Raw genomic sequence first — 22,345 nt, 5'->3', positions numbered from 1 at the left:
GAGCGAACGACGGCAGCGGTGTCTGGGGACGGTCGATCCTGCTCGGTCCGGTCGCCTGCTAGTCCGTTGGGCAGATCTGATAATACTCATTGGTGGGCGGGAGTTCGTCGCTCAGTATCGGATCGATACGCGTTCGACCAATAAATAACCCGTGCAGGGACCCTCCGGAGCGAACCGTACGGACGGCGTATCTCGGCGGCGACGGCGGACGGGACAGCCGACGCTGTTATAGGGAGCAAGGAGAATACCTGCGGCTTTAGCCGCAGGATGAATCCGACAACTCCTCCACAACCCACCGCCGATAGCACGGCTGGATATTCCACCGTTCTCAAACCGAACCTTTACAATAAGTGCGAGTATAAGCGATTATAGAGGCGTTCAGAATGCTGGAAATCCATCGAACCCACCGGGCGAAAATCCTCAACCACTCACAGGTAGAGGACCCGCTTGACCGGCACGGGTGGAGTGCCAGCAAACTCTGGAACGTCGCTAATTACCACTCTCGACAAAACTGGGATGATACGGGTGAGATTCCAGACCACAGCGACCTCAAAGACGAGTTGAAAGGTCACATCAAGTACAAGGGATTGCACTCGCAGTCCAGTCAGCGCGTTCTGGAGGAACTCGCTGAAGCCTTCAACTCGTGGTACAAAAAGAGGAAGTCTGATAATCGAGCGAATCCGCCCGGCTACCGCAAAAAAAACTACTACGACGACCACGGCAACCGCGTTCATGAGGAACATCCGCGTTCGACCGTGACGTGGAAGCAAAACGGCATCAAACACGACACGAAGAACAACCGTGTCCGTCTCTCAAAGGGCGCGAATCACAAGGAACACCCGAAAGCATGGGAGTACATCCTTGTTGAATACGAGACGCGCCCCGGCGTCACTGTTGAGAACCTCCAACAGGTCAGAGCCGTCTACGACAACTCAAAGGGTCGGTGGGAACTGCACCTCGTCTGCAAGGACGACGTTGAGACACCCACCGCACCCGGAAACGAGACAGCGGGTATCGACCTCGGCATCTGTAACTTCGCGGCAGTCGCATACAGCACCGAGCAAGCTGACCTCTACCCCGGCAACCGGTTGAAACAGGACGGGTACTACTTCCCGAAAGAAATCGCCAAGTGCGACGACTCGGGTGGTGAAGAAGCGCCCCGTCTCCACGCGAAGTGGTCGGAGCGCCGCACCCACTTCTTCCACTCCTTATCCAAACACATCGTAGAACGGTGTGTTGAGAAGGGAGTGGGCCGAATCAACATCGGGAAGCTCGCTGGTGTCCGTGAAGACGACAACGGCGAGGCGAAGAACTGGGGCAAGCACGGGAACCTTGACCTGCACGGCTGGGCGTTCGACCGCTTCAGCTCGATTCTCGAATACAAGGCCAAAGTCGAGGGTGTCGAAGTCGTAGAGGTTTCAGAGCGCGACACGAGCAAGACGTGTTGCGTCTGCGGTAGAGAAGACGAGAGTCAGCGTGTCGAACGTGGCTTGTATGTCTGCGAGCCGTGTGACGCGGCGTTCAACGCTGACGTGAATGGGGCGGAGAACATCCGTCTCGAGTTGAAGCAAAGTAACTCCGAGTCTGCTCCCGATTTGGGTGGGGATAGGAGTACCGGCTGGTTGGCACAGCCCAAAGTCTACCTTCATGGCCTCTCCCGAGGATTCCAACCTCGGGAAGAGGTGGTGGACTGCAAACCCTGATATCCCAATCCAGCGGTGCGGTGCCGTGGGATTCCGCCGCCTTCAGGCGGAGGAGGATGTCAATGCCCGTCGCGATGGGCGGGGCGTTCGCCTTGAGAGATTCATAACGAACGAACGGTCGGAGACGCGCGAATGCCTCGACCGATTGTTTCTTCGTGTCGCAAATATTCTAATATACACAAAATTTATACCATCTCGGCGTCTGTCCGTATGTGTGAAGTACAGATCAGAGGGCGCACGTCCATCGCAGTTCGAAAGAATCGAACTCGGTGGGGTGTTCCGTCCGGAACCGAACCGTCCGCAGGAGGGGTACCGTCACGCAGGATAACGACGTCGACACTGACTCAGACATATACGATCCCGCGATCGGTCCTGCACCGGCCCGAACCCCGGCACCCGATTGGTATGCCCCGGTCGCGGTTCGTTTTCCACGGTGAACGCCGGCCCCTAACCCTGGGGGCTCAGCGCTTGACCCTGTCATCCGGATCACTCGGGCCGTCCCACCGGGACGGACCGTCGTTTCTCGCTCCGCCGTTGGAGGCCTCACGCCTCCGGCTCCGTTTTCGCGCAATCATCGCCGTCTAGCCCCGTGCTCGCCGGTCAGTGGCTTTTCCCCCTCGGCCCCGCCCCCAAGGCAAAACGTCCCGTCATGCTGGAGAGCCTGCTCGAATCTTGGAGCTTTTTTATTTCCGCTGCGCTCGCCCGTCGAAAACGTTCAACAAAACTACGCTTCGAATCCGTCCTCGAAGCAAAACGTCCCGTCACGCTGGACGATGTCGCCGTCGACCTGAATAAACGACTCCTCGGCCATGTCGACGATCATGTCGACGTGGACGGCCGACTCGTTGGCCTCCCGTTCCTCGCCGACACATTCGTCGTAGGCGCGCCCGACCGCCATGTGGACGGTGTCGCCCATCTTCTCGTCGAAGAGCATGTTGTACGTGAACGTATCGATATCGCGGTTCATCCCGATCCCCAGCTCGCCGAGCCGGCTCGCGCCCGGATCGGTGTGTAGCACTTCGGTCAACAGCTCCTCGTTGTCGGCGGCGGCGTGCTCGACGACTTCGCCGTCCTCGAAGACGAGATGCGCGTCGGTTATCTCGCGGCCCTGGTGGTACAGCGGCATGTCGAAGCGGACCGCGCCCTCGACGCTGTCGACGACGGGGGCCGTGAACACCTCGCCGCCGGGGAGGTTCTTTTCGCCGTAGTCGTTGAGCGTCTTCATCCCGTCGATAGACATCGTCACGTCGGTCACCTCGCCGCTTTTGATCCGGACCTCGCTCGCGGGGTCGAGGATATCGACCATCCGGGACTGGTGTTCGCGCTGGGCCGCCCAGTCTTTGTTTACCGCGTCCCACACGAAGTTCTCGTAGCCCTCCGTGCTCATACCGGCGAGTTGGGCGTTCGCCTGCGAGGGGAACTGCGTGAGACACCACTGCTTCGAGAGGGCGACCTCCTGAACCGGCTGGTTGGCCTTCGAGTGGGCGGCCTGTTTCTCCGGGGGGACGTCGCTTTGTTCGGTCGCGTTCGCCTCCGCCCGGATGCGGATCAGGACGTCGCTCGCCTCGTAAAGCGCCTCCGCGTGCGTCGGCGTCGAGAGCTCTTCGGTGTCGATCGATCGCAGGTACGCCCGTCGGGCGCGGCCGTCGTTGGCGAGGTGTACCGGCGTTGCCCCCCGGTCCCCGACGGTCTCGTGGAGAGCGACAGCCAGGTCCTCTGCGACGCTCGGCGCGCTGATGACGACGTTGTCGCCCGGTTCGACGCCGGTGGAGTGATCGACGACGATCTCGGCGTGTTCGCGGATTCGCGGGTCCATACCCGAGGTGTGGACGCCGGCGACTATACGATTGCGATGGTCTCACGCTCCCGCTTCGAGAGATACCACTAAGTTACGGCCGAACGAAGACGTCTTTATGTGGGGCCGACGGGACCCAAAGGAGGTCACCTGCATCGCCTGCGGTGCGTCGCTCGACCGGCCCGACGCCCGCGAGTACGACAAAGAGGGCGACCGCTGGGAGCGCCGCGAGAAGGAGTTCGAATACCTGTGTAAACCGTGTCATCGCGAACTGTGCCACCAGCCGCGGAGGGGACTCGAGTCGCTGCTCGCCGACATCGAAGCGGAATCGGTCCCCGCCGGTCGGTTCGTCGAGCGCTACTACGATGCCGTCAAGGACGATTGTGAGGCCGAGGAACGCGGCGATCGAAGCGGGGACGCCTGATCCGGACGGGTCCGGCCGATGCGGGACGGCCCGGTAGCCGCCTCGCAACGACTAACTGTCCCACCGCACTACCCACCGATATGACTGACCGCGACGAGCAGGCGTACGCCGGAACCGCGGAGGGGCAGGGTCCCGTCAGGATCGACGAGGACCTCGCCCGCCACCTCGCGAACAAGCGCGAGGAGCTCTTCGAGGAGTTCGAGATTCGCGACGAGTTTCCGAACGAGGTACTGGAGGAGGCAGAGACCAGGGCGAACGACCCGCAGGGGGACATCGAGACGGAGCTCGAAGAGCGCCGCGACCTCCGGGAGTTGACGACGTGGACGACAGACCCCGCGGACGCCCAGGACTTCGACGACGCCATCTCGATCGAGCGGACGGACAAGGGGTACCGCCTGTGGGTCCACATCGCAGACGTGAGCCACTACGTCACTCCTGACACCTCGATGTGGGAGGAGGCCCTGAAACGCGCCAACACGGTGTACCTCCCCGCCTACACGATCCACATGCTCCCGCCGATCCTGGCGGAGACAGTCTGTTCGCTCGTGCCCAACGAGGACCGCCTCGCCCACACGGTCGAGATGCACATCAACGGGGAAACCCTCTCTCACGAGTCGATCGACATCTACAAGTCTGTCATCCACTCCGACGCCCGCCAGACGTACAACGACTGCGAGGACCGCCTCGAGGACGACGACGCCCCGCTGCACGACGAGAACGCCTTGGCATACGAGCTCGCAGAGAAGCTCCACGAACAGCGAAAGACCGACGGCTCGCTCGTTCTCAATCCCAAGCGCGACCGCGCCCACACGATCATCGAGGAGTGTATGCTCAAGGCCAACAAAGCCGTTACGCACGAACTCCAGTGGAACCGCGGTCTCGAAGCGATGTTCCGCGTCCACCCGCAGCCGACCCCACAGGAGTGGGACGAGGCGCTCCAGGAGATACAGGACCTCGACGGGGTCTCGATACCGGGCGACGCCTGGGACGACCCGCGAAAGGCCGTCAACGCGACCCTGGAGGAGGCCCCCGGGCGACAGTTGAACAAGATCCAGTGGGCCGTCATGAAAGTGATGCCCCGGGCGAAGTACATGTCGGACCCCTTCGGCGGTCACCACGCGCTGAACTTCGAAATATACGGGCACTTCACCTCACCGATCCGACGGCTCTCGGATCTCGTCAACCACTGGATCATCCACACGAACGACGTCCCCGAGGGCATCGCGGACCTCTGTGATCACGCCAGCGACAAACAGAAAGACGGCGAGACCTGCGAGCGGATCTACAAGGACTTCCTCGAGGAGGTCGGTCTCGACCCCCACGCGGTCAACAACCGTGGGCTCGAGACCGTCGACGACCCGGAGGACGCCGAATACACGGCGTAGGTGGGGTTTTTGTGTCGGGTGGACTCCGATCGGCGTCCATTCGGGATCAACCCCGATCGGCGTCCCTCATCCGATCGGTGAAATCCCACGTGTAGAGTTTCGACGGTTCGATCCGGATCCGGACCTCCTTGCGGTCGGCATCGAGAAGCCGATCGGCGAGGTCGTTGTCGGTCCCACCGAGATACCGCACCAACAGCGTCTCAAGTTGCTCCTTGTCGTCGTCGTGCGTTACCGTCGCCGTTCCGGCCCCGCGAACGCCTTTATATGGCGGTTCGTTGTCCGAGACCTCGAAGGAGACCCCCGGATCGGCGCTGAGATAACTGACGACGTCGGCGTCCGCCCCAGTCGCACAGTGAAAGGCGCCGTCGCGGTACTGATACCAAAGCGAGAGCATCCACAGGCCGCCCGAGGGCGTTCGGCAGCCGAGTCGGATGGGTATCGCTCGCTCCCACAGGTAGGATTCGGCCTCAGCCTCCGACCACGCGCCGGTCCACGTCGGCATACAAGGCGGTACACATCCGTCGGTTAACTAGCTGGCGACGAGTTATACGTCCGGTAACGCAGCATCGAAAAGAAACCCCTCAGCACGGGTGATATTCGGGTGCTCGATCTGTGCGGGATCGATACGGAGGTACGTGTTTTTCTTGCCGGCAATTGCGATGGGAACCCAGTACAGTGTCTCAGTGTCGCGGCACCGGATGGCGAACGCGTCGACGTCCTCCGGGCTGTAGTCCGTGACCCGTGTCGACCCGTCTTCCGTCGTTTTTGACCCGGTTTTGAACCGGAGACAGCCGTCTTCGATCCACCCCGTTTTGACCTGTACTCGATGGAGGCTCTCCGCACTATCGACAACGAGGTCGTACGGGTCGTTATCGCCGAACGGTATCGAAACCGTGTACCCTCGCCCGATCAACTCGGCGATGACCGCTGCCTCGGAGGTGTCTCCAGTCTGTTTGGTATTCATTCTAAAACGGCCTGGTCCGGTATGAGATATGAATACTAGTGTCGACGGGACGAGTAGGGCGTTGGGACTCGTAGCGTAGTCATCAAAAACGCCCGAGGCGGGATTTGAACCCGCGTCACGACCGTGACAGGGTCGTATGATGGGCCACTACACCACCCGGGCTACCTGCACTCACTCGTAACCCCGTTTACATCTTAAGGCTTTCCAAAGGCCGACGCCCCGGCGTGGTTTCACATGCACACCGGCGGCGGACCCCCGGTCGGGATCGCTATTCGGGTTTGAGACCCTCGTTCTCGACGCGCATCACCGCTTCACCGTCCGGGAGGTTCGGCGCGTCGACGAGTTTGACGATCCGTTTGTTCCCCTTGGACTTTTTGAGGTACATCCGGAACGTGGACTTGTGGCCGAGGATGTTGCCGCCGATCGGTTTCGTCGGATCGCCGAAGAAGGCGTCGGGGTTCGATTGGACCTGGTTCGTGACGACCGTCGCGGCGTTGTAGAGGTTGCCCACCCGTTCGATGTCGTGGAGGTGTTTGTTGAGTTTCTGTTGGCGGTTGGCGAGTTCGCCGCGGCCGACGTACTCCGCACGGAAGTGTGCGGTCAGCGAGTCGATACAGACCAGCCGAACCGGGTACTCGTCGTCCTCGTACTCGGCGGCGATCTCCTTCGCTTTCTCGGCCAGCAGGATCTGGTGGTTGGAGTTGAACGCCTTCGCGACGTGGATCTTGTCGAGGAACGCCTGGACGAGTTCGGCCATCGCCTCGTCGTCGTCGGGCGTCCCGTCGATCTCTTGATCCTCCATCGCCGCTTCGATGGCGTCGTCGGGAAGGCCACGGACCATCTCCTCGACCCGTTCGGGTCTGAATGTGTCCTCGCTGTCGACGAAGATACAGCGCCCGCCGAGACCACCGGCCTCGCTCGGGAGCTGGACGTTGACCGCGAGTTGGTGGGTGATCTGGGACTTTCCGGCCCCGAACTCGCCGTACACCTCGGTGATCGATTGGGTCTCGACGCCGCCGCCGAGCATCTCGTCGACCTCCGGGATGAGCCACTCGAGCTTTCCGATCTGTTCGCGGCGTTCGAGTACGTCGGCGCCGGTCTCGAAGCCGCCGATGTCGGCCGCGTTTCGGGCGGCCTGGATGATGTCGTTGGCGTTCGATTCGCCGACGTCGGCGGTGTTCGAAAGCTCCGCCGGGCCGGCGACTGCGATGCTTTGATACGAGTCGTAGCCGTTCTCCCGGAGTTTGTCGGCCGTTGCGGGGCCGACGCCCGGGAGCTCCTCTAAGTCTTCGCCGCTTGCTGCCATACTCGCCTCTGGGTCCGCCCGATACATAAAGTCTCGTTAACAGCTTGGTGAAAGTGAAACCGAGGGGAGGGGCCGGTAGGCGCCGTCGCACCAACCGAAGGTTTAGACAGGATGCTGCCACATCGGCGCTCGGTCACCCCCAGGGGTGGGCGTCGCCGTCCGGCCACATGGGATACCAATATGACGTGTCGTCCTCGATCTCGAGTTCCCCGTCGAGGTTGCTCTCGAGTTTGAACTCCAGGGAGCTGTCGCGCTCGTGGCCGCCGGTGGGGACGAACGGGTAGTACGCTCCTCGGCGGAACGAGTACGCCCAATACGCCGTCAGTCCGTCCCGCTCGAAGGAAAACAACGCCGCCAACAGCCGGGAGCCGAACCCCTCCTCTATGAGGGTATCCGCAGCAAAGTGAACACTGGTAACCAGATCCTCGAAGTCCGGATCGGATAACACGACCCAGCTGTAGCCGTGGCTGTCCTCGATGAACGACGCGACAGTCCCCGTCTCCTCCCGGCCGGCCTCCAGGACAGCTTCGACCTCCGAGCGCGCGTCCCGGAAGGCAGTGCTGTCGACGTCCGCGAAACAGAGCGCGGCGTCGCCCGTCGGGGCGAACCCGAGGTCGGACTCCATCGACAGGTACGCCGTCGACATCCCGAACAGGTCCTCGGGGGCGGCCTCCCGGGTCGCGTCCGTCTCCACGCCGAGTCCCAGTGCCTGCCGGATCGTATCGAAAACACCCATCGCTCGTATCGTGAGGCGGGACGGAGATAGAAGTTGCCGTCGGTGCCGAGACTCGACCCGACGCCGTCGGGCACGGCACTCGCCCGATGGTTCATAAATGAAAACGGGACCACAACCCGTATGCGTTGAGCGATCGCCGGTGGTCCGCCTGGGCGGGAGCGCGCCCCTCGGGGCCGCGGAACACGGGCCACTGACCGCTCCGTTCCGCCTGTTCGCTACACCTCGATACCGTGGTCAGCGAGCAGCGTCTCGAGCGCCGACTGGTCGAGCGTCGGGACGCCGTGCTCGTCGGCGGTCTCGCGCTTGCTCCGGCCGGGGTCGTCGCCGACGACCAGATAGTCCGTGTTGCCCGATACGCTCGACGTCGCCGAGCCGCCGTGTCGCTCGATCAGCTCGTGGGCTTCCTCGCGGGACAGTCCGTCGAGCGAGCCGGTAAAGACGAACGTCGTCCCCTCGAGCGTCCCCCCGGCAGTCTCAGCCGCCTGTGGTTCGACGCCGGCTTCGCGGAGTTCCTCTATCACCTCCCGGTTTCGCTCGCTATTGAAGAATTCGGCGATTTCGCTCGCGACCGTCGGGCCGATCCCGTCGACTTCGCGCAGTTCGACTTCGTCAGCAGCTACGATCGAGTCGACCGTTCCGAAGTGGCGTGCGATGTCGGCGGCGGTCGCCCGCCCCACATTCGGGATGCTGATCGCGGAGAGAAACGCTGCAAGTTCTGGCTCCCGGCTCGCGTCGATCGCGGCCAACAGGTTTTGGGCGCTCGTCGCACCCCACCCGTCGAGGTCAACGAGGTCGTCGGCCGAGAGCGAATAGAGGTCCGACAGCCGCTCGACGAGGCCCGACTCGACCAGTTGATCGACCGCCTTCTCGCCGAGCCCGTCGATGTCGAGGCCCGTCCGGGCAGCGTAGTGTTGGATAGCCCGCCGGAGTTGCGCTGGACAGCCGACCCCGCCGGTACAGAACGCCATCGGGCCGTCGCGCTCGATCGGGCTCTCACAGACCGGACACGACGCCGGGAACTGAAAGGAGCCCTCGCCGCCATCGATCACCGTCTCGACGTACGGGATCACGTCACCGGCGCGCTTGATCCGGACGGTGTCGCCGACGTCGACGCCGAGTTCGGTGATCTGGTCGGGGTTGTGTAGCGTCGCCCGCGACACCTCGACGCCGGAGACGTCGACCGGATCCAACAGAGCGACGGGGGTCAACCGACCGGTTCGTCCGACCTGGACGACGATGTCCCGAACGGTCGTGACCTCCGAGCGCGCCGGGAACTTGTAGGCGAACGCCCACCGGGGGGCACGGGCGGTCGATCCGAGCGTCTCGCAGGCGTCGAGTCGGTCGAGTTTGATCACGGTGCCGTCGATCTCGTAGCCCAGATCGTTCCGCCGATCGAGCATCTCGTCGCGGAACGCCACCGCGCCGTCGGCGCTCTCGACGAACCGTGTGTGTTCGTCCGTCCGGAACCCCCAGCGCTCGACGGCCGTCCGCTGCTCTCGACGGGTTTCGAACCCCCGGCCGCCGTCGTCGAGGACTCCGAAGACAAAACACGCGAGCGGGCGGTTGGCGGTGACCGACGGGTCGAGCTGTCTGAGCGTCCCGGCGGCGGCGTTCCGTGGGTTCGCAAAGGGATCGTCACCGCGCTCGATCCGCTCGCGGTTGTGCACCTGAAACGCCGCCTTCGGCATCAACACTTCGCCCCTCACTGCGAGAGACAACGGTGGATCGCCCTGCAGTTCGAGCGGGACGGATCGGATGGTACGGACGTTCGCCGTCACGTCGTCGCCTTCGGTGCCGTCACCGCGGGTGACCGCCCGGTCGAGTTCGCCGTCCTCGTAGACCAACTCGACGGAGAGCCCGTCGAACTTCGGCTCACAGAGATACCCGATCGGCCCGTCGTAGCCGGACTCCGACAGCTGACCGCGAACACGTTCGTCGAACGCCCGGAGGTCGGCCGCCTCGACGGAGGAGTCGATCGAGCGCATCGGGGCGACGTGTTCGACCGTTTCGAGTTCGTCGATCGGCCGTCCGCCGACCCGCCGCGTCGGACTGGTCTCCGAGCGCAGATCGAACGCCTCTTCGAGTTCGAGCAACCGCTCGAAGAGCGCGTCGTACGCCCGATCGGAGATCGCCGGATCCGCGCGTTCGTAGTACCGGTGGTCGTGATACCGGATCGCTCCGCGAAGGTGCTCGACCTGCTGTTTTGCCGTCTCCGGGTGGAGATCGTCGACCGGATCGAAAGAGCGCGGCGGATCCCGGACGTAGGGGTTGTCCTCGGGGGGGTCCATCACCCGTAGTTCGGTCGCGGTATTGAAAAACCGACTGTCATCGGGTGGGAACGATCCTCCACGGTCGGCGGCCGTGCTCCGGGGGCAGGCGAGCGTCTACAGGTCCGCGACGTCCTCGATCGCGTCGGTCAGGGCCTCGATGCTCTCGACAGTGTGTTCGCCCATGTGCCCGATCCGGAACGTCTCCTCCCCGATATCGCCGTACCCGTTCGAGAAGACCATATCGTACTCCTCGCTCACCGTTTCGATCGTTTCGGCCACGTTGATCCCCTGCGTGTTCTCGATGCACGTTACGGTCTGGGACTCATAGCCCTCCTCGGGGTAGAGATCGAAGTGCTCGCGGGCCCACTCGCGGGTGTACGCCGCCATTTCGCGGTGACGCTCGTCGCGTCCCTCGTGGGTCTCCTCGAGCATGCGTTTCATTTGCTTGCGGTAGGCGAGCATGATCGGGATCGCCGGCGTCGAGTGTGTCTGTCCCTTCCGGTCGTAGTAGTCGAGGCACCGGCGGAACCCGCCGTACCACGACGACGCCTCCGTCTGTACTTCGCGTTCGTAGGCCTCGTCGCTGACGGTGCAGACCGCGAGCCCGGGGGGCATGGCGAAGGCCTTCTGTACCGACGTGAAGATGCAGTCGATGTTGTGTGCCTCGATGTCGACGAGATCGCCGCCGAGACAGGAGATGGCGTCGACGACGAAGTGGGTGTCCGGGTACTCGCCGAGGAGGTCTCCGATCTCCTCGACGGGGTTTCTGACGCCGGTCGACGTCTCGTTCATTACCATGCCGACGACGTCGTAGCCCTCGTCGCTGGTCTCGAGCGCCTCGCGGACGTCGTCGGGTTTGACCGCCGTGCCCCACTCGTACGCGATGCGATCGACGCCCTTGCCCAGTCGTTCGGCGACGTCGGCCTGCCGTTCGCTGAACGCCCCGGAGGTCGGGACGAGCATGCGATCCTCGACGAGATTGAGCGTCGTCGCCTCCCAGAATTCGGTGCCGGAAGCGGTCAGAATGATCACGTCGTTTTGGGTCCCGAGGAACTCCTTGGTGTCCTCGACGATGGTCGTATAGAGGTCCGTCATCCGGTCCATGCGGTGGCCGAACACCGGCTCGGCCATCGCGTCGATGACGTTGTCGGGGACCTCAGTCGGACCGGGGAGATACAGCGTCTTATCGGGATACTCGTCTTTGTACTCGCGTTTTTTGCTCACGGAAATCACCTGATAGGCGGATTATCGGCGGGAGCAGGCATGGTATTTTTGATCCCCCGCTGTCCGTTCGGCGCGCACCGGCGACGGGAACCGACGCCCGACACCGAGTCCGATCGACACGGCCAGTGTGCGACGCCGGATCGCGTCCGACAGTCACTCCCTGGCCGTTTCCGCGCCGGACGGTCGGGGAACGATCCGGAAGAGCACCGGAAGCGTGAGCGTCGCGATGGCGATCTCGAGGCCGCCGGCGACGGCGAAGGCGGCGAGGTAGCCGTATCGGGTCGCGAGCCATCCGCCGACGAGGATCCCGCCGAGGAACCCGAGGCTCCCGAAGATGTTGAACCCGCCCATGGCGGCACCGCGTTGGTCCGCGTCGACAAGATCGGTCACGAGCGCCATCGTCGCGGGCGCGACGAGCGCTCCGAGGACGCCGACCGCGACCATCGCAAGCGCGGCGACGGGGACCGTCGGAGCCAGGCCGACACCGAGGATCGCCGCGCCGAACCCGACCGACCCGGCGGCGATCGGCAACACCCGTCCGATCCGGTCCGACAGCGCGCCGAAGAGGTACTGCAACAGCGCGAACGGAACAAAAAAGCACGCGAGCAACAGCCCGATGGCGGCGGGATCGAGCCCGAACGCGTCCCGGAAGTAGAACGTTCCGACGAGCCCGAAAAAGCCGGCTGCGAACCGGTCCGCGAAGCCGAACGCGAACGGGACGAGGAGTCCAGTGCGCCCCCGGAGGCCGTCGAACGCCGCCGCTACGTCCTGGCGTTGTCCCGCGGCCCGATCGGGGAGCGTCGAGACGGCGACGGCGACGGCCGAAAGCAAAGCGGCCGCGAAGAGGATCGGTGCCAGCGGGCCGAACGCGTACAGCTGTCCGCCGACCGGCGCGCCGATGGCGGCCCCGCCGCCGATCGCGATGCCGGCCGCGCCCATGTTTTTGCCGTGGCCGCCGTCGAGGTCCATGAGCATCGTGATCGACAGCGAGAACGCGCCGATCGTGAACGCGCCCTCGAGAAACCGGAGGGCGAGCGCAACGCGGAAGTCGCCGAGGTCGGTGACGACGAGCGCCGCGAGGGCGAGATACGCCGCGGTGCCGCCGACGGCCCCGGCGACGACGAACGGGACCCGGCAGCCGACACGGTCCGAGAGCGCCCCCCAGACGGCCGAAAATAGCACGAACGCCCCGAGTTGGACGGCCAAGAACGCGGTCCCGGCGTCGATCGTCGGCGCACCGCCGAGCGCGTCGACGAGCCGGTCGACGCCGGGATAGACCAGCAGCTGCGTAAAGAGGACGACAAAGACCACCGCCGACAGGCGGGCGCGCTCGGCTCGGCTCACGGGGGGCGGTTCGGGTCCCGTCTACTTGTGTGTGCAGGGGTCGCTACCCGTCGCCCCACACGTCCGAGAGGGGATGATCGTCGATGTGCTCCGCGTCCGATCGGCGCGACCCACGAGAGCGGTCGGCGTTTCCGACGGCCAAATCGGGGTCGAACGGCGGCAACTCGGGGCGGGAGAGCCGATCGACCTGTGCTTGGAACCACGGCGGCATGTCGGATCGGGCGCGCTCGAAGAGGTCGAGCAGCGACTCGTCGGCGAGATACGTCGCGCCGTGGTCGTCGGGCGCGCGGACGACCCGACCGCAGGCCTGAATCACCGTCCGCAGAGCGGCCCGGTAGTACCACGCCCACTGGCCGTCCTCGAGCCGCCGGGCGACCCGGGAGTCGTTGGTGTTCGGGTAGGGGGCCTTACACAGCACTTGCCATCGGCAGAGATCCCCCCGGAGATCGAGCGCCTCCTCCATCTTCACGGAGACGAACACGTCCGGCTCGGAGCTTCGTTTCCACCCCGAGAGGGCGGCGTCGCGGGTCTCCGAGTCGTGGCGGCGGATCCGGTCGCCGACGCCGAGCGCCTCGAGACGGTCGACGAGCCGGTCGACAATGTCGTAGGAGTGGGCGTGGATCAGTCCCTTCTCGTCGTCGTGTTTCGCCATCAGCCGGGCGATCGCTCGGGCCACCTTCGGGAGCGTCTCCCCGCGGTGCTCGTAGGTCATCTTTCCCTGGGTCACGTCGTAGAGTGGCCGGTTTTCGACCGGGAACGTGTGGGGGACGTCGACCAGCGCGACGGTCGAGGGGTCGAGACCGGCCCCCCGGCAGAACGCGTCCTTGTCGAGCATCGTCGCCGACAGCAGCGCGAACCTGCGGCCGCGGTCCCAGACCGTGTGGTGGAGATACCGGGCCGGATCGAGCGGCTTGATCGAGATCGCGCCGCCGCGGGGGTCCTCGCTCGCACGGTCCGACTGGTCAGCGACCCACACCGTCGGGCTGTCGGCGTCCCGAAGGTCCTCGAGGAACCACCCGAGGTCGCGGACCAGCGTCGCCAGCCGGTCGCGCGCTTCGGTCTGTGCTTCGGTCAGCTCGACGAACCCCCGGAGTTCCTCCTGGCGGCGGCTACAGGCGTCGAGCAAGCGCTCGGCGTAGGGCTCGACGTCGGAGACGTCCTCGATGTCGGGGGGCCGACAGCTCCCCCAGACCGGGACCGTGGTCGGCGAGAGTTCGATCGTCGCGTACATCTCGGCCCACTCGGGGAGGCCGTGGGCCTCGTCGATCACGACGACGTCGCGCTCGCCGAACACCTCGCTGCCCGCGGTCTGCATGAAGTACGCCAGCGTCATCGCCGCGACCGGCCCGTTCGAGGCGCTCGCCCGGTCGGCGAAGTACGGACACCGGTGTCGGACCGGACAGTCGAAGCCGCGCTCGCGGGCGCAGGGCGCGCGATCGACCGGCGTCGACGTGTCGCCCGGCAGGATACACGAGTAGTTCGACTTCCCCCGGATTATCGAGAGGTCCGAGAGCAACTCGTCGCCCGCGACGTCGTCCAGTTGGGAGACCTGCGGCGTCGTGTAGTACGCCCCCGTCGGGAGGCTCGGCGCGCCCTCGCCGTCGCGGCGGGCACAGCCCGCGATAGCCCGGGCCAGAAGCGATTTGCCGCTCCCGGTCGGCGCCCGCACGAGGACGACGTCGTTGCCGGCCTCGAAGGCCTCGCGGATGTCGCGGAGCGCCCGCTCCTGTGTGCCTCGGAACGACGGCGCGGGAAACTCGGAGACGATTCGGGAGGGGTCCACGCCCGATCGAAGGCTGCCCCGGTGCTAAAGGGCTCGGTTGTCGGAGCCGTGGGCGGCGACAGTAGTGGCGGCGAGGGAACTGCCGGCTACTCAGAATCGAGCGAGAGCGACGCGAGCAGCGCCTCCAGTTGGATCTGCTCGTTCGCCCCCGCCGTGATCCGGTAGTCGGCCTCGCCGACGCGCTCCATCAGCCGGACGGCCTCGCGCTCGCCGAGGTCGAACTCCCAGACCGAGCGGTGCATCTGGTCGATGATGTCCCCGCCGGCGATCCCGACGTCGGTCAACAGCGTGTCGAGTTGGGCGCGGGCGGCCGTGAAGTCGCCGTCGAGCGCCGCAGACACCATCGTCTCGATCTCCTCGGGGCGGGCCGTCGAGGTGATCGTGTAGACGGCTTCCTCGTCGACGACGCCGCCCACGACGGCGGCGGCCTGCAGCCCGTTGATCGCCTTTCGCATGTCGCCCGCGGCGGCGTACACCAACGCGTCCATGCCGTCGTCGGTGATCTCGATGCCCTCGGCCTCCGCGATGGCCTCGATCTGTTCTTCGATCGCCGCCTCGCCCAGCGGCGAGAACCGAAACACCGCACACCGCGATTGGATCGGGTCGATGATCTGCGAGGAGTAGTTACACGAGAGAATAAACCGGGTGTTGTCGGAGAACTGCTCCATCGTCCGGCGGAGCGCTGACTGGGCCTCAGAAGTGAGGGCGTCGGCTTCATCGAGGAAGATCACCCGGTGGTCGTAGCCGCCGAAGGAGGCGCGGGCGAAGCTTTTGATCCGGTCGCGGACCACGTCGATCCCGCGCTGGTCGGAGGCGTTCAACTCGAGGAAGTTCTCCCGCCAGTCGTCGCCGTAGATCTCCTTGGCGACGGCGATAGATGAGGTGGTCTTCCCTGTTCCGGCCGGCCCCGCGAACAGAAGGTGCGGCAAATCTTGCTGATTTATGTACTGCTTCAGCCGTTCGGTGATGCCCTCGTGGCCGACGATCTCGTCGAGCGCCTGCGGGCGGTACTTCTCGATCCAGATCTCCCGCCCGCGGTCCTCGGCAGCGGCCTCGCTCATATCCGGACGTCGGTCGGGGCGGGCATAAAGGCCCCGAGACGGCGGGCTGTGTGTGCCTCCGAGAGCCGCTGGCTCCGCTCGACGAGACGCGGAAAACATATACACGGCGGCGGTTAGATCACCGCTATGCGACGCTCCGTTGCCCGCCTCGCGCTCGTCGGCCTCGTCGTCTCGCTCGCCCTCCTCCCGGGTGCGGTCGCCGCGGAAACGCTCGTCGGCGGGTCGGTCCAGGTCGGCCCCGAAGAGACGGTCGGAGACACCTCCGCGACCGGCGCGACCGTCGTGGTCGAAGGAACGGTCGACGGCGACCTCCGGGTCTACGGCGGGTCGGTCCGTATCGCCGAGGGGGGCGAAGTGACGGGGATCGTCCGCGCCTACGGCGGGTCGGTCGCGATCGATGGGTCGGTCGGCGGCAACGTCCTCGTCTACGGCGGGTCGGTCCGTGTCGGGGAGACGGCCGACGTCGAGCGCTCCTTCGGCGCGGTCGCCGGAGACGTCACCCTCGCCGGGCGGGTCGGCGGCGATGCCTCGGCGGTCGCCGGGTCGGTCACCCTCGCCGAGACGGCGACCGTCGGGGGGAGCCTCAATCACGTCGGCGACCTCGACGACCGGGGCGGCACCGTCGAGGGGGTGATCCAGGACGGCCGCGACCTCGCGCTCGGGCCGCCGACCGAGATCCTTGCCGCCGTCGTCGGCGCCGCCCTCGTCGTCGGGGACCTCCTCTTGGGCTTGATCCTCCTCCGGGTCGCGCCGCGGTTTGCCGACTCGGCGACCGAGACGGCGCGGGCGGAGCCGGTCTACACCGTCGGCGTGGGGCTGGCGGCGGCGGTCGGCGCGCTCCTCGCGGTCGGCGTCCTCGCCGTGACCGTTGTCGGCCTCCCGCTCGCCGTCGGGGGACTCCTCTCGGCGCTCGTGTTGGGGTGGGTCGCCCGCGTCTACGGGCAGTACGTCGTGGGATCGATCGCACTCTCGTACACCGAGTACGGGAACCGCCCGCTCGCGCTCCTCGTCGGGGTCGTCGGGGTGACGCTTCTCGGAGTCGTCCCGTACCTCGGGACGCTCGTCTCCGTCGTCGTTTTCGGCGTCGGCGCGGGCGTGGTCGCGCTCGGTCTCCGGTCGCTGTGGCGCCTCGCGAGCCAGCGCCGGGGTGGCCTGGCTGATATATAAATCCGACCGTACCGACCGGGCGACCGTACCGACCGGGCGGCCGGAACGGCACGCTGAAACCACTCGATTCCGTCTCCCGGTGTATGGACGTGACGTGTGAAGTACTCGGCGGCGGGACCCACGAGCTCGAACTCGACGCCGACGCGACCTACGGCGACGTCCTCGAGGCCGTCGGCCTCTCGACGCAGGAGGCCTCCGTGCTCGTCGGCGACAGCCCCGTCCCGGAGGACCGTCGGATCGAGGTCGACTCGGTGCAGGTGCTCAGGCTTATAAAAGGTGGGGCGACGCCGGGCGGAACGTGAGCCGCGCGGTCGCCGTCCGTCCCGCGACGCCCGACGAGTACGTGACCGCCCGGTCGATCCTCGAGGGAGCGCTGTTGACGGTCGAGCGCGGCCGCCTCGCCCGGTCGTCGACGCTCGTCGCCGTCGCCGGCGACCGGATCGTCGGCGCGTTGGTCCTCGACGGCTGTGAGGTCGACGCCGTCGCCGTCCGCCCCGGCCGGCGCGGGCAGGGCGTCGGAACGGCGCTGGTCGAGGCCGCGGTCGACCGTCGCCCCTCGCTGTCGGCGGGGTTCGACCCGTCGGTCCGGGCTTTTTATACTGCACTGGGGTTCGATGTGCGGTGTTCGGACGGGCGGTGTCGGGGGCGGCGGTCGGGACAGGCGAGGTCGGACGGCGGCCGCGGGGGCGGCGATATATAACCACACCGTTTCTGCCGGGTGAACAGCCGCTTTCTGGTGGACTGATGCTGACGGACAAAGGAACGTACACACGACGCACGAGTGAGCCGCCGGTCGCGCCGTCGAACGGCGTGCTCCTCGTGCATCGGTTCCATGTGATTTCGTCCACCAGTATCGGCTGCTGCTACGAGCCCTTGTTCGAACACTACCTCCGCGGCGACGACCATTTATATACGCGGGCGGAACGGACGAGTATGGATCGGCTGCGGGTCGGGATCGCCCTCTACAACGTCGGCCGCCACCTCGCGGCCCACGAACCACTCGAGGAGCTGTGGCTCGAGGCGCCGGCCGGCGAACGCGACGACTATTTACAAGGCCTGATACAGGCGTGCGCCGCCGTACATAAATCGCGGAGCGGCAACGAGACCGGCGCGGCCGGCCTCGCCGAAAGCGCGGTCGGGTACATCGACGCCGGTGGGGACACCGGGACGGGCGTCCGCGAGCGGCTCGCCGTCGACGCGCTCGTCGGGTGGCTCGGGCGGCTCGTCACGGATCCGGACCTCGCTACCCGCGAGTCACCGCCGGAGGTCCGCCTCGGCGGCGAGGCGGTCGGCGTCTACGACCTCACCCCGGGGGGCGTCGTGGCGGCGGCGGAAGCGGTCGCGGAGACGGACGACGACGACCTGCTCCGGGCGGCCCTCGGCTACGCGGAATCCGACCTCGACGCGGGTGACGAGTCCAGCCCGTTCGTGACGCTCACGCTGGACTGCGTGCGCGATCCGACGCCGATCGTCCGACAGCGATTGCGCGAGCACGTCGGGCGACGACGGTCGCGGGCGGCCGACGTCGAGGGGCTCTTCGAGTGAACCGAGGCGGGTAGCCGGTCCGGAGGGGCACCGGGCGATGTCCGGATACCTGAGACGGGTCCGAGAGCGCGACGCGAATCCGAACTGTCGAGAACCGTCCGGACGGGTCCCGGACATCTGACCGTGGGATGACAACTGTTTAACTCGGCGGGTGTTTGTGTGTAGCCAGTAACTGATGTACGGTCTCGATACGATCGGTGACGGGCCTCGGGATCCGGGGCCGGCCGACGACTCGACCGGGGCGACGACGGGACGTACGAACGTACGACGGGTGGCAGTTTGCATCGCGGTGTGTACGCTCGCGTTCGCCGGCCTCGGCGTCGTGGCAGTCTCTACGTCCGCGGCACAGGCCAACGGACAGATCACCGACGTGAACGTGACCACCGACGATCCCGTGACGGGCGACAGCGTGATCGTCGAGACCACGATCGCGAACCTCGAGAGCAGCGACGGGAGCCTGGACGTCACCGACGTCTACCTCCGGACGGCACCGGGGGCGAAGACGTTCGTCCGGGTCGAGGAGGTCGGCGCGCTCGACCCCGGGGGATCGGTCACGGTCCCGATGTCGGCGACGTTCGAGACGGCGGGCGAGAAGGACCTCACTGTGAACGTCGTCGTGAAGGGCGAGGACGGCACGATCAAGACCTACGAGAGCCCGCTGATACTCGACGTCGAGGAGCCGCGGGTGCGCGCCCAACTGGACGCCGACGCCGACGACGGGCAGTACGGGACGACCCGACTGGACGTGACGAACGCCGGCAACGTAGAGTTCACTGACGTGCGAATAGCCGCCAGCGCGAACGGCACGGTGATCGACCGGGCGTACGTCTTCGATTTGGACCCCGAGACGAACCGGACGGCCGTCTTCGACACGCGGAGCGTCTCGAACGAGCGCGTCACCTTCGAAGCCGACTTCAGGGCGAACGACCGCTCTCACACCGCGACCCACACGATCGACCTGCGGGAGCGCGAGGAAGTGCTCGGCGAGATGCTGCTCACGAGCGTCGAGACGACGCGAACCGCGACGGGCGTCGCGCTCGAGGGCGACGCCTCGAACGTCGGCGGCACCGACGCCGGATCGGTCCTCGTCGAGGTGCCCGACACAGGGGGCGTACGGCCGGTGTCGCCGTCCGGCAGGTACTTTGTCGGGGACGTCGAAAAAGGCGAGTTCGCGACGTTCGAACTCACCGCGGAGACGCCGCCGAACGCGTCGTCCGTCCCCGTCGAGATTTCCTACATCGCCGAGAACGAGCGGGTGCAGACGACCCAACGGATCGAACTCGCGGGGACCGGCGGGGTGACGCCGGCGGCCGAAAGCGGCAGCGGCGGCAACGCCGGCGGCCTCCCGATCGTGGCGATCGCGGTCGGCCTCGGCGCGATCGCAGTTCTCGGTACGGGTGTGTATGTATGGCGCAGGCGGTGAACGTCATCGAGCTCGACGGCGTCGTCAAGCGGTATCGGAGCGGACAGAACGTCGTCGAGGCGCTGAAGGGTGTCGACTTCCACGCCCGTCACGGCGAGATGGTGACGATCATCGGTCCCTCCGGGTCGGGAAAGAGCACGATGCTCAACCTGATCGGCCTGCTCGATACGCCGACCGAGGGCAGCGTCTTTCTTGACGGGACGGACGTGACCGACTTCACGGGGGACGAGCTCACCGAGGAGCGTCGCTCGAAGCTCGGCTTCGTCTTCCAGGCGTTTCACCTGTTGCCGATGCTCACCGCCATCGAGAACGTCGAGTTGCCCTCGCGGTGGGACACCTCCGTCGACCGGCGCGACCGGGCGATCGACCTGCTGGGACGGGTGGGGCTCGGCGACCGGCTCGACCACACGCCGGAGGAGCTCTCCGGCGGGCAAAAACAGCGCGTCGCAATCGCCCGCTCGCTGATCAACGAACCCGACGTGGTGTTGGCCGACGAGCCGACGGGCAACCTCGATCAGGACACGAGCAGGACCATCCTCGAGGAACTCACCCGACTGAAAGAGGAGGAGGACGTCGCGATCGTCGCCGTCACCCACGACGAACAGCTGCTCGAGTACACCGACCGGGTCGTCGAGTTGGTCGACGGGAGGATCCAGTCGTGAGCCGCGGGGGGGATCGCCCGTGAGCTTCCGGCCGCTGCGGCGCTTTCCGAGCGTCGAGATCGCCTGGCAGAACCTCGGCCGCAACCGCGTCCGGACGGGGCTGGCGACGCTCGGCATCGTCATCGGCGTCGTCGCCATCGTCTCGCTGGGCATGGCGGGGGCGGCGATCCAACAGCAGGCGAACACGGACCTGGGGAGCCTGACGAGCGACGTGATCGTCTCCTCGGGGGCCGACAGCGACCAGGACGGCGTCACCGACGATCAGGTCGAGGATATCCGGAGCGTCGTCGTCGACGCCGACGTCGTCCCGCAGAAGTCCAACGCGACGACGCTCACCACGCGGAGCGGCGAGCGCGCCCGCGTCTCCGTCACGGGGGTGAGCCAGGCCGACGCGCTCTACGAGACGTCGGCCGGGGAGGCCCCCGAACGGCTCCGTTCCGGCGCGCTGTTGAGCGCTGACACGGCCGAGGAGTTGGGGCTGGAGCTCGGCGATCCCGTCGAGTACGACGGGACGCTGTATCGACTCCGGGGGTTCATCGAGTCCGACGACGGGTTCGGTCCCGGGGGCGACGAACTCGTCCTCCCGCTGTCGGCGCTCTCCGAGCAGGAGTACTACGACACCGTGACGGTCGTCGCCGACGACGGCGACGCGGCGACGGCCATCGCCGATACGCTCGAGGCCGAGTTCAACGACGACGACGAGGAGATACTGAGCGTCCAGAGCTTCGCGAGCGTCCAGGCGGATATCAACTCCTTTTTGGGGACGCTCAACCTCGCGCTGCTCGGGATCGGGCTGATCTCGCTTATCGTCGCGAGCGTCGCGATCCTCAACATCATGCTGATGAGCACGATCGAGCGCCGCGGCGAGATCGGCGTGTTGCGCGCCGTCGGCATCCGTCGCGGCGAGGTGCTCCGGATGATCCTCGCGGAGGCCGCGTTCCTCGGGATCATCGGCGGAATCGTCGGCGCGGTCCTGTCGCTCGGGGCCGGTCTCGTGCTGTTCGAGGTCCTCGCCGGGGACGCAGTGCTCGTCTTCGGCTGGGAGAGCTCGCGGTACCTGCTGTACGGCTTCGGGTTCGCCGTCTTTGCGAGCGTCGTGAGCGGGCTGTACCCGGCCTGGAAGGCGGCCAACGATCCGCCGGTCGAGGCGCTTCGAGGGTGAGCCGACCGATCGCTCGCGAGTCGATCGGGTGTCCGCGAGTCGACCGATCGCCCCTGCGGAAATAGCATCCCGGCGGTCGTGGGGCCGTCCCACACGCCGCAGTAAGCTATGTATGTACACGGGGGGTACGTCCGGCATGGCAGAGGACGCATTCTACTGTGAGACCTGCAACGAGGACGTCACCCACGACGATATCGAGACAGTCACGGACGTTCCCGAAGTCGATCTGGATCAGTTTCTCTTCGTCGAGGGGTCGGCCGAGGTGTACAAATGCGGCGTCTGCGGGGAGGTCCTCGGGTTCAATCCCGCGTAGGAAGAGCCCGGACATCGAACGTGGAGTGAGGCGCTCCGGCGTCCGTGTGTGGTTTATTTCGACGACCAATGACGTCCC

Annotated in this window: 21 protein-coding genes and 1 tRNA gene; 11 read left to right on the top strand and 11 right to left on the bottom strand. The window is 66.0% G+C overall.

All coding sequences use genetic code 11. From position 1 onward, the window contains the following. The first annotated feature begins 383 nt into the window (after positions 1–383). Entirely contained in the window at positions 384–1,703 is a 1,320-nt protein-coding gene (locus NMLP_RS00485) for an RNA-guided endonuclease InsQ/TnpB family protein (protein ID WP_015408157.1), read from the top strand. 724 nt (positions 1,704–2,427) lie between these two features. Here the strand turns inward: NMLP_RS00485 and NMLP_RS00480 are convergent. After that, on the bottom strand, positions 2,428–3,519 hold the full coding sequence (locus NMLP_RS00480) for an aminopeptidase (protein WP_015408156.1): 1,092 nt from the start codon (positions 3,517–3,519) through the stop codon (positions 2,428–2,430). 97 nt (positions 3,520–3,616) lie between these two features. Here NMLP_RS00480 and NMLP_RS00475 point away from each other — a divergent pair, with 97 nt between their 5' ends. Together NMLP_RS00475 and NMLP_RS00470 are read left to right on the top strand one after the other, a co-directional pair. Continuing rightward, positions 3,617–3,922 (top strand): DUF7562 family protein, encoded by a 306-nt coding sequence (locus NMLP_RS00475; RefSeq protein WP_015408155.1) that lies wholly within the window; start codon positions 3,617–3,619, stop codon positions 3,920–3,922. Between the two features lie 80 nt (positions 3,923–4,002). Then, positions 4,003–5,307 (top strand): ribonuclease catalytic domain-containing protein, encoded by a 1,305-nt coding sequence (locus NMLP_RS00470; protein ID WP_015408154.1) that lies wholly within the window; start codon positions 4,003–4,005, stop codon positions 5,305–5,307. Positions 5,308–5,353: 46 nt separating this feature from the next. Here the strand turns inward: NMLP_RS00470 and NMLP_RS00465 are convergent, their stop codons facing one another. The 10 genes from NMLP_RS00465 to NMLP_RS00420 all read right to left on the bottom strand — a co-directional run bounded on the left by NMLP_RS00465 (position 5,354) and on the right by NMLP_RS00420 (position 15,995). Beyond that, positions 5,354–5,809: a pyridoxamine 5'-phosphate oxidase family protein gene (locus tag NMLP_RS00465; protein ID WP_015408153.1), complete on the bottom strand. Its 456-nt coding sequence runs from the start codon at positions 5,807–5,809 to the stop codon at positions 5,354–5,356. Between the two features lie 42 nt (positions 5,810–5,851). Continuing rightward, positions 5,852–6,271, bottom strand: a complete 420-nt coding sequence (locus tag NMLP_RS00460) for a group I intron-associated PD-(D/E)XK endonuclease (RefSeq protein WP_015408152.1) — start codon at positions 6,269–6,271, stop codon at positions 5,852–5,854. Between the two features lie 89 nt (positions 6,272–6,360). Next, positions 6,361–6,433 (bottom strand) — tRNA-Asp (locus NMLP_RS00455). 106 nt (positions 6,434–6,539) lie between these two features. Then, entirely contained in the window at positions 6,540–7,577 is a 1,038-nt protein-coding gene (radA, locus tag NMLP_RS00450) for a DNA repair and recombination protein RadA (RefSeq protein WP_015408151.1), read from the bottom strand. Positions 7,578–7,710: 133 nt separating this feature from the next. Next, positions 7,711–8,313, bottom strand: a complete 603-nt coding sequence (gene pspAB / locus NMLP_RS00445; RefSeq protein WP_015408150.1) for a PspA-associated protein PspAB — start codon at positions 8,311–8,313, stop codon at positions 7,711–7,713. Positions 8,314–8,528: 215 nt separating this feature from the next. Then, a complete protein-coding gene (ligA, locus tag NMLP_RS00440) occupies positions 8,529–10,601 on the bottom strand; it encodes an NAD-dependent DNA ligase LigA (protein ID WP_015408149.1) in 2,073 nt (690 codons plus the stop codon). 96 nt (positions 10,602–10,697) lie between these two features. Next, complete coding sequence (locus NMLP_RS00435) at positions 10,698–11,807, bottom strand: pyridoxal-phosphate-dependent aminotransferase family protein (protein ID WP_015408148.1); 1,110 nt, start codon at positions 11,805–11,807, stop codon at positions 10,698–10,700. 153 nt (positions 11,808–11,960) lie between these two features. Continuing rightward, a complete protein-coding gene (locus tag NMLP_RS00430; RefSeq protein ID WP_015408147.1) occupies positions 11,961–13,151 on the bottom strand; it encodes an MFS transporter in 1,191 nt (396 codons plus the stop codon). A 43-nt stretch (positions 13,152–13,194) separates the two neighbouring features. Next, positions 13,195–14,934 (bottom strand): helicase C-terminal domain-containing protein, encoded by a 1,740-nt coding sequence (locus NMLP_RS00425; RefSeq protein WP_015408146.1) that lies wholly within the window; start codon positions 14,932–14,934, stop codon positions 13,195–13,197. Between the two features lie 86 nt (positions 14,935–15,020). Then, a complete protein-coding gene (locus NMLP_RS00420) occupies positions 15,021–15,995 on the bottom strand; it encodes a replication factor C small subunit (RefSeq protein WP_015408145.1) in 975 nt (324 codons plus the stop codon). A gap of 126 nt (positions 15,996–16,121) precedes the next feature. On the opposite strand from NMLP_RS00420, the gene NMLP_RS00415 reads away from it, so the two are divergent. The 8 genes from NMLP_RS00415 to NMLP_RS15320 all read left to right on the top strand — a co-directional run bounded on the left by NMLP_RS00415 (position 16,122) and on the right by NMLP_RS15320 (position 22,267). Further along, a complete protein-coding gene (locus NMLP_RS00415) occupies positions 16,122–17,162 on the top strand; it encodes a bactofilin family protein (RefSeq protein WP_015408144.1) in 1,041 nt (346 codons plus the stop codon). An 83-nt stretch (positions 17,163–17,245) separates the two neighbouring features. Further along, the gene (samp2, locus tag NMLP_RS00410; RefSeq protein WP_015408143.1) at positions 17,246–17,464 is read left to right on the top strand and encodes a ubiquitin-like small modifier protein SAMP2; all 219 of its coding nucleotides are present in this window, start codon (positions 17,246–17,248) and stop codon (positions 17,462–17,464) included. Further along, positions 17,461–17,862, top strand: coding sequence for a GNAT family N-acetyltransferase (locus NMLP_RS00405; RefSeq protein WP_015408142.1), 402 nt, complete (start codon positions 17,461–17,463; stop codon positions 17,860–17,862). The genes samp2 and NMLP_RS00405 overlap by 4 nt, the downstream gene beginning before the upstream one ends. 233 nt (positions 17,863–18,095) lie before the next feature. Beyond that, entirely contained in the window at positions 18,096–18,707 is a 612-nt protein-coding gene (locus tag NMLP_RS00400; RefSeq protein ID WP_015408141.1) for a DUF309 domain-containing protein, read from the top strand. Between the two features lie 271 nt (positions 18,708–18,978). Continuing rightward, positions 18,979–20,130, top strand: a complete 1,152-nt coding sequence (locus tag NMLP_RS15685) for a hypothetical protein (protein ID WP_197538034.1) — start codon at positions 18,979–18,981, stop codon at positions 20,128–20,130. Then, complete coding sequence (locus NMLP_RS00390; protein WP_015408139.1) at positions 20,127–20,792, top strand: ABC transporter ATP-binding protein; 666 nt, start codon at positions 20,127–20,129, stop codon at positions 20,790–20,792. The genes NMLP_RS15685 and NMLP_RS00390 overlap by 4 nt, the downstream gene beginning before the upstream one ends. A gap of 19 nt (positions 20,793–20,811) precedes the next feature. Then, positions 20,812–21,954 carry an ABC transporter permease gene (locus NMLP_RS00385; RefSeq protein ID WP_015408138.1) on the top strand — a complete coding sequence of 381 codons (1,143 nt, stop codon included), beginning with the start codon at positions 20,812–20,814 and terminating at the stop codon, positions 21,952–21,954. A 136-nt stretch (positions 21,955–22,090) separates the two neighbouring features. Beyond that, positions 22,091–22,267 (top strand): hypothetical protein, encoded by a 177-nt coding sequence (locus NMLP_RS15320; RefSeq protein ID WP_015408137.1) that lies wholly within the window; start codon positions 22,091–22,093, stop codon positions 22,265–22,267. Positions 22,268–22,345: the final 78 nt, after the last annotated feature.

The sequence above is a fragment of the Natronomonas moolapensis 8.8.11 genome, assembly GCF_000591055.1.
GTDB classification, from domain to species: Archaea; Halobacteriota; Halobacteria; order Halobacteriales; family Haloarculaceae; genus Natronomonas; species Natronomonas moolapensis.
The sequence above is the reverse complement of the archived record's forward strand: the minus strand, read 5'-3'. Positions and strand labels throughout refer to the sequence as shown.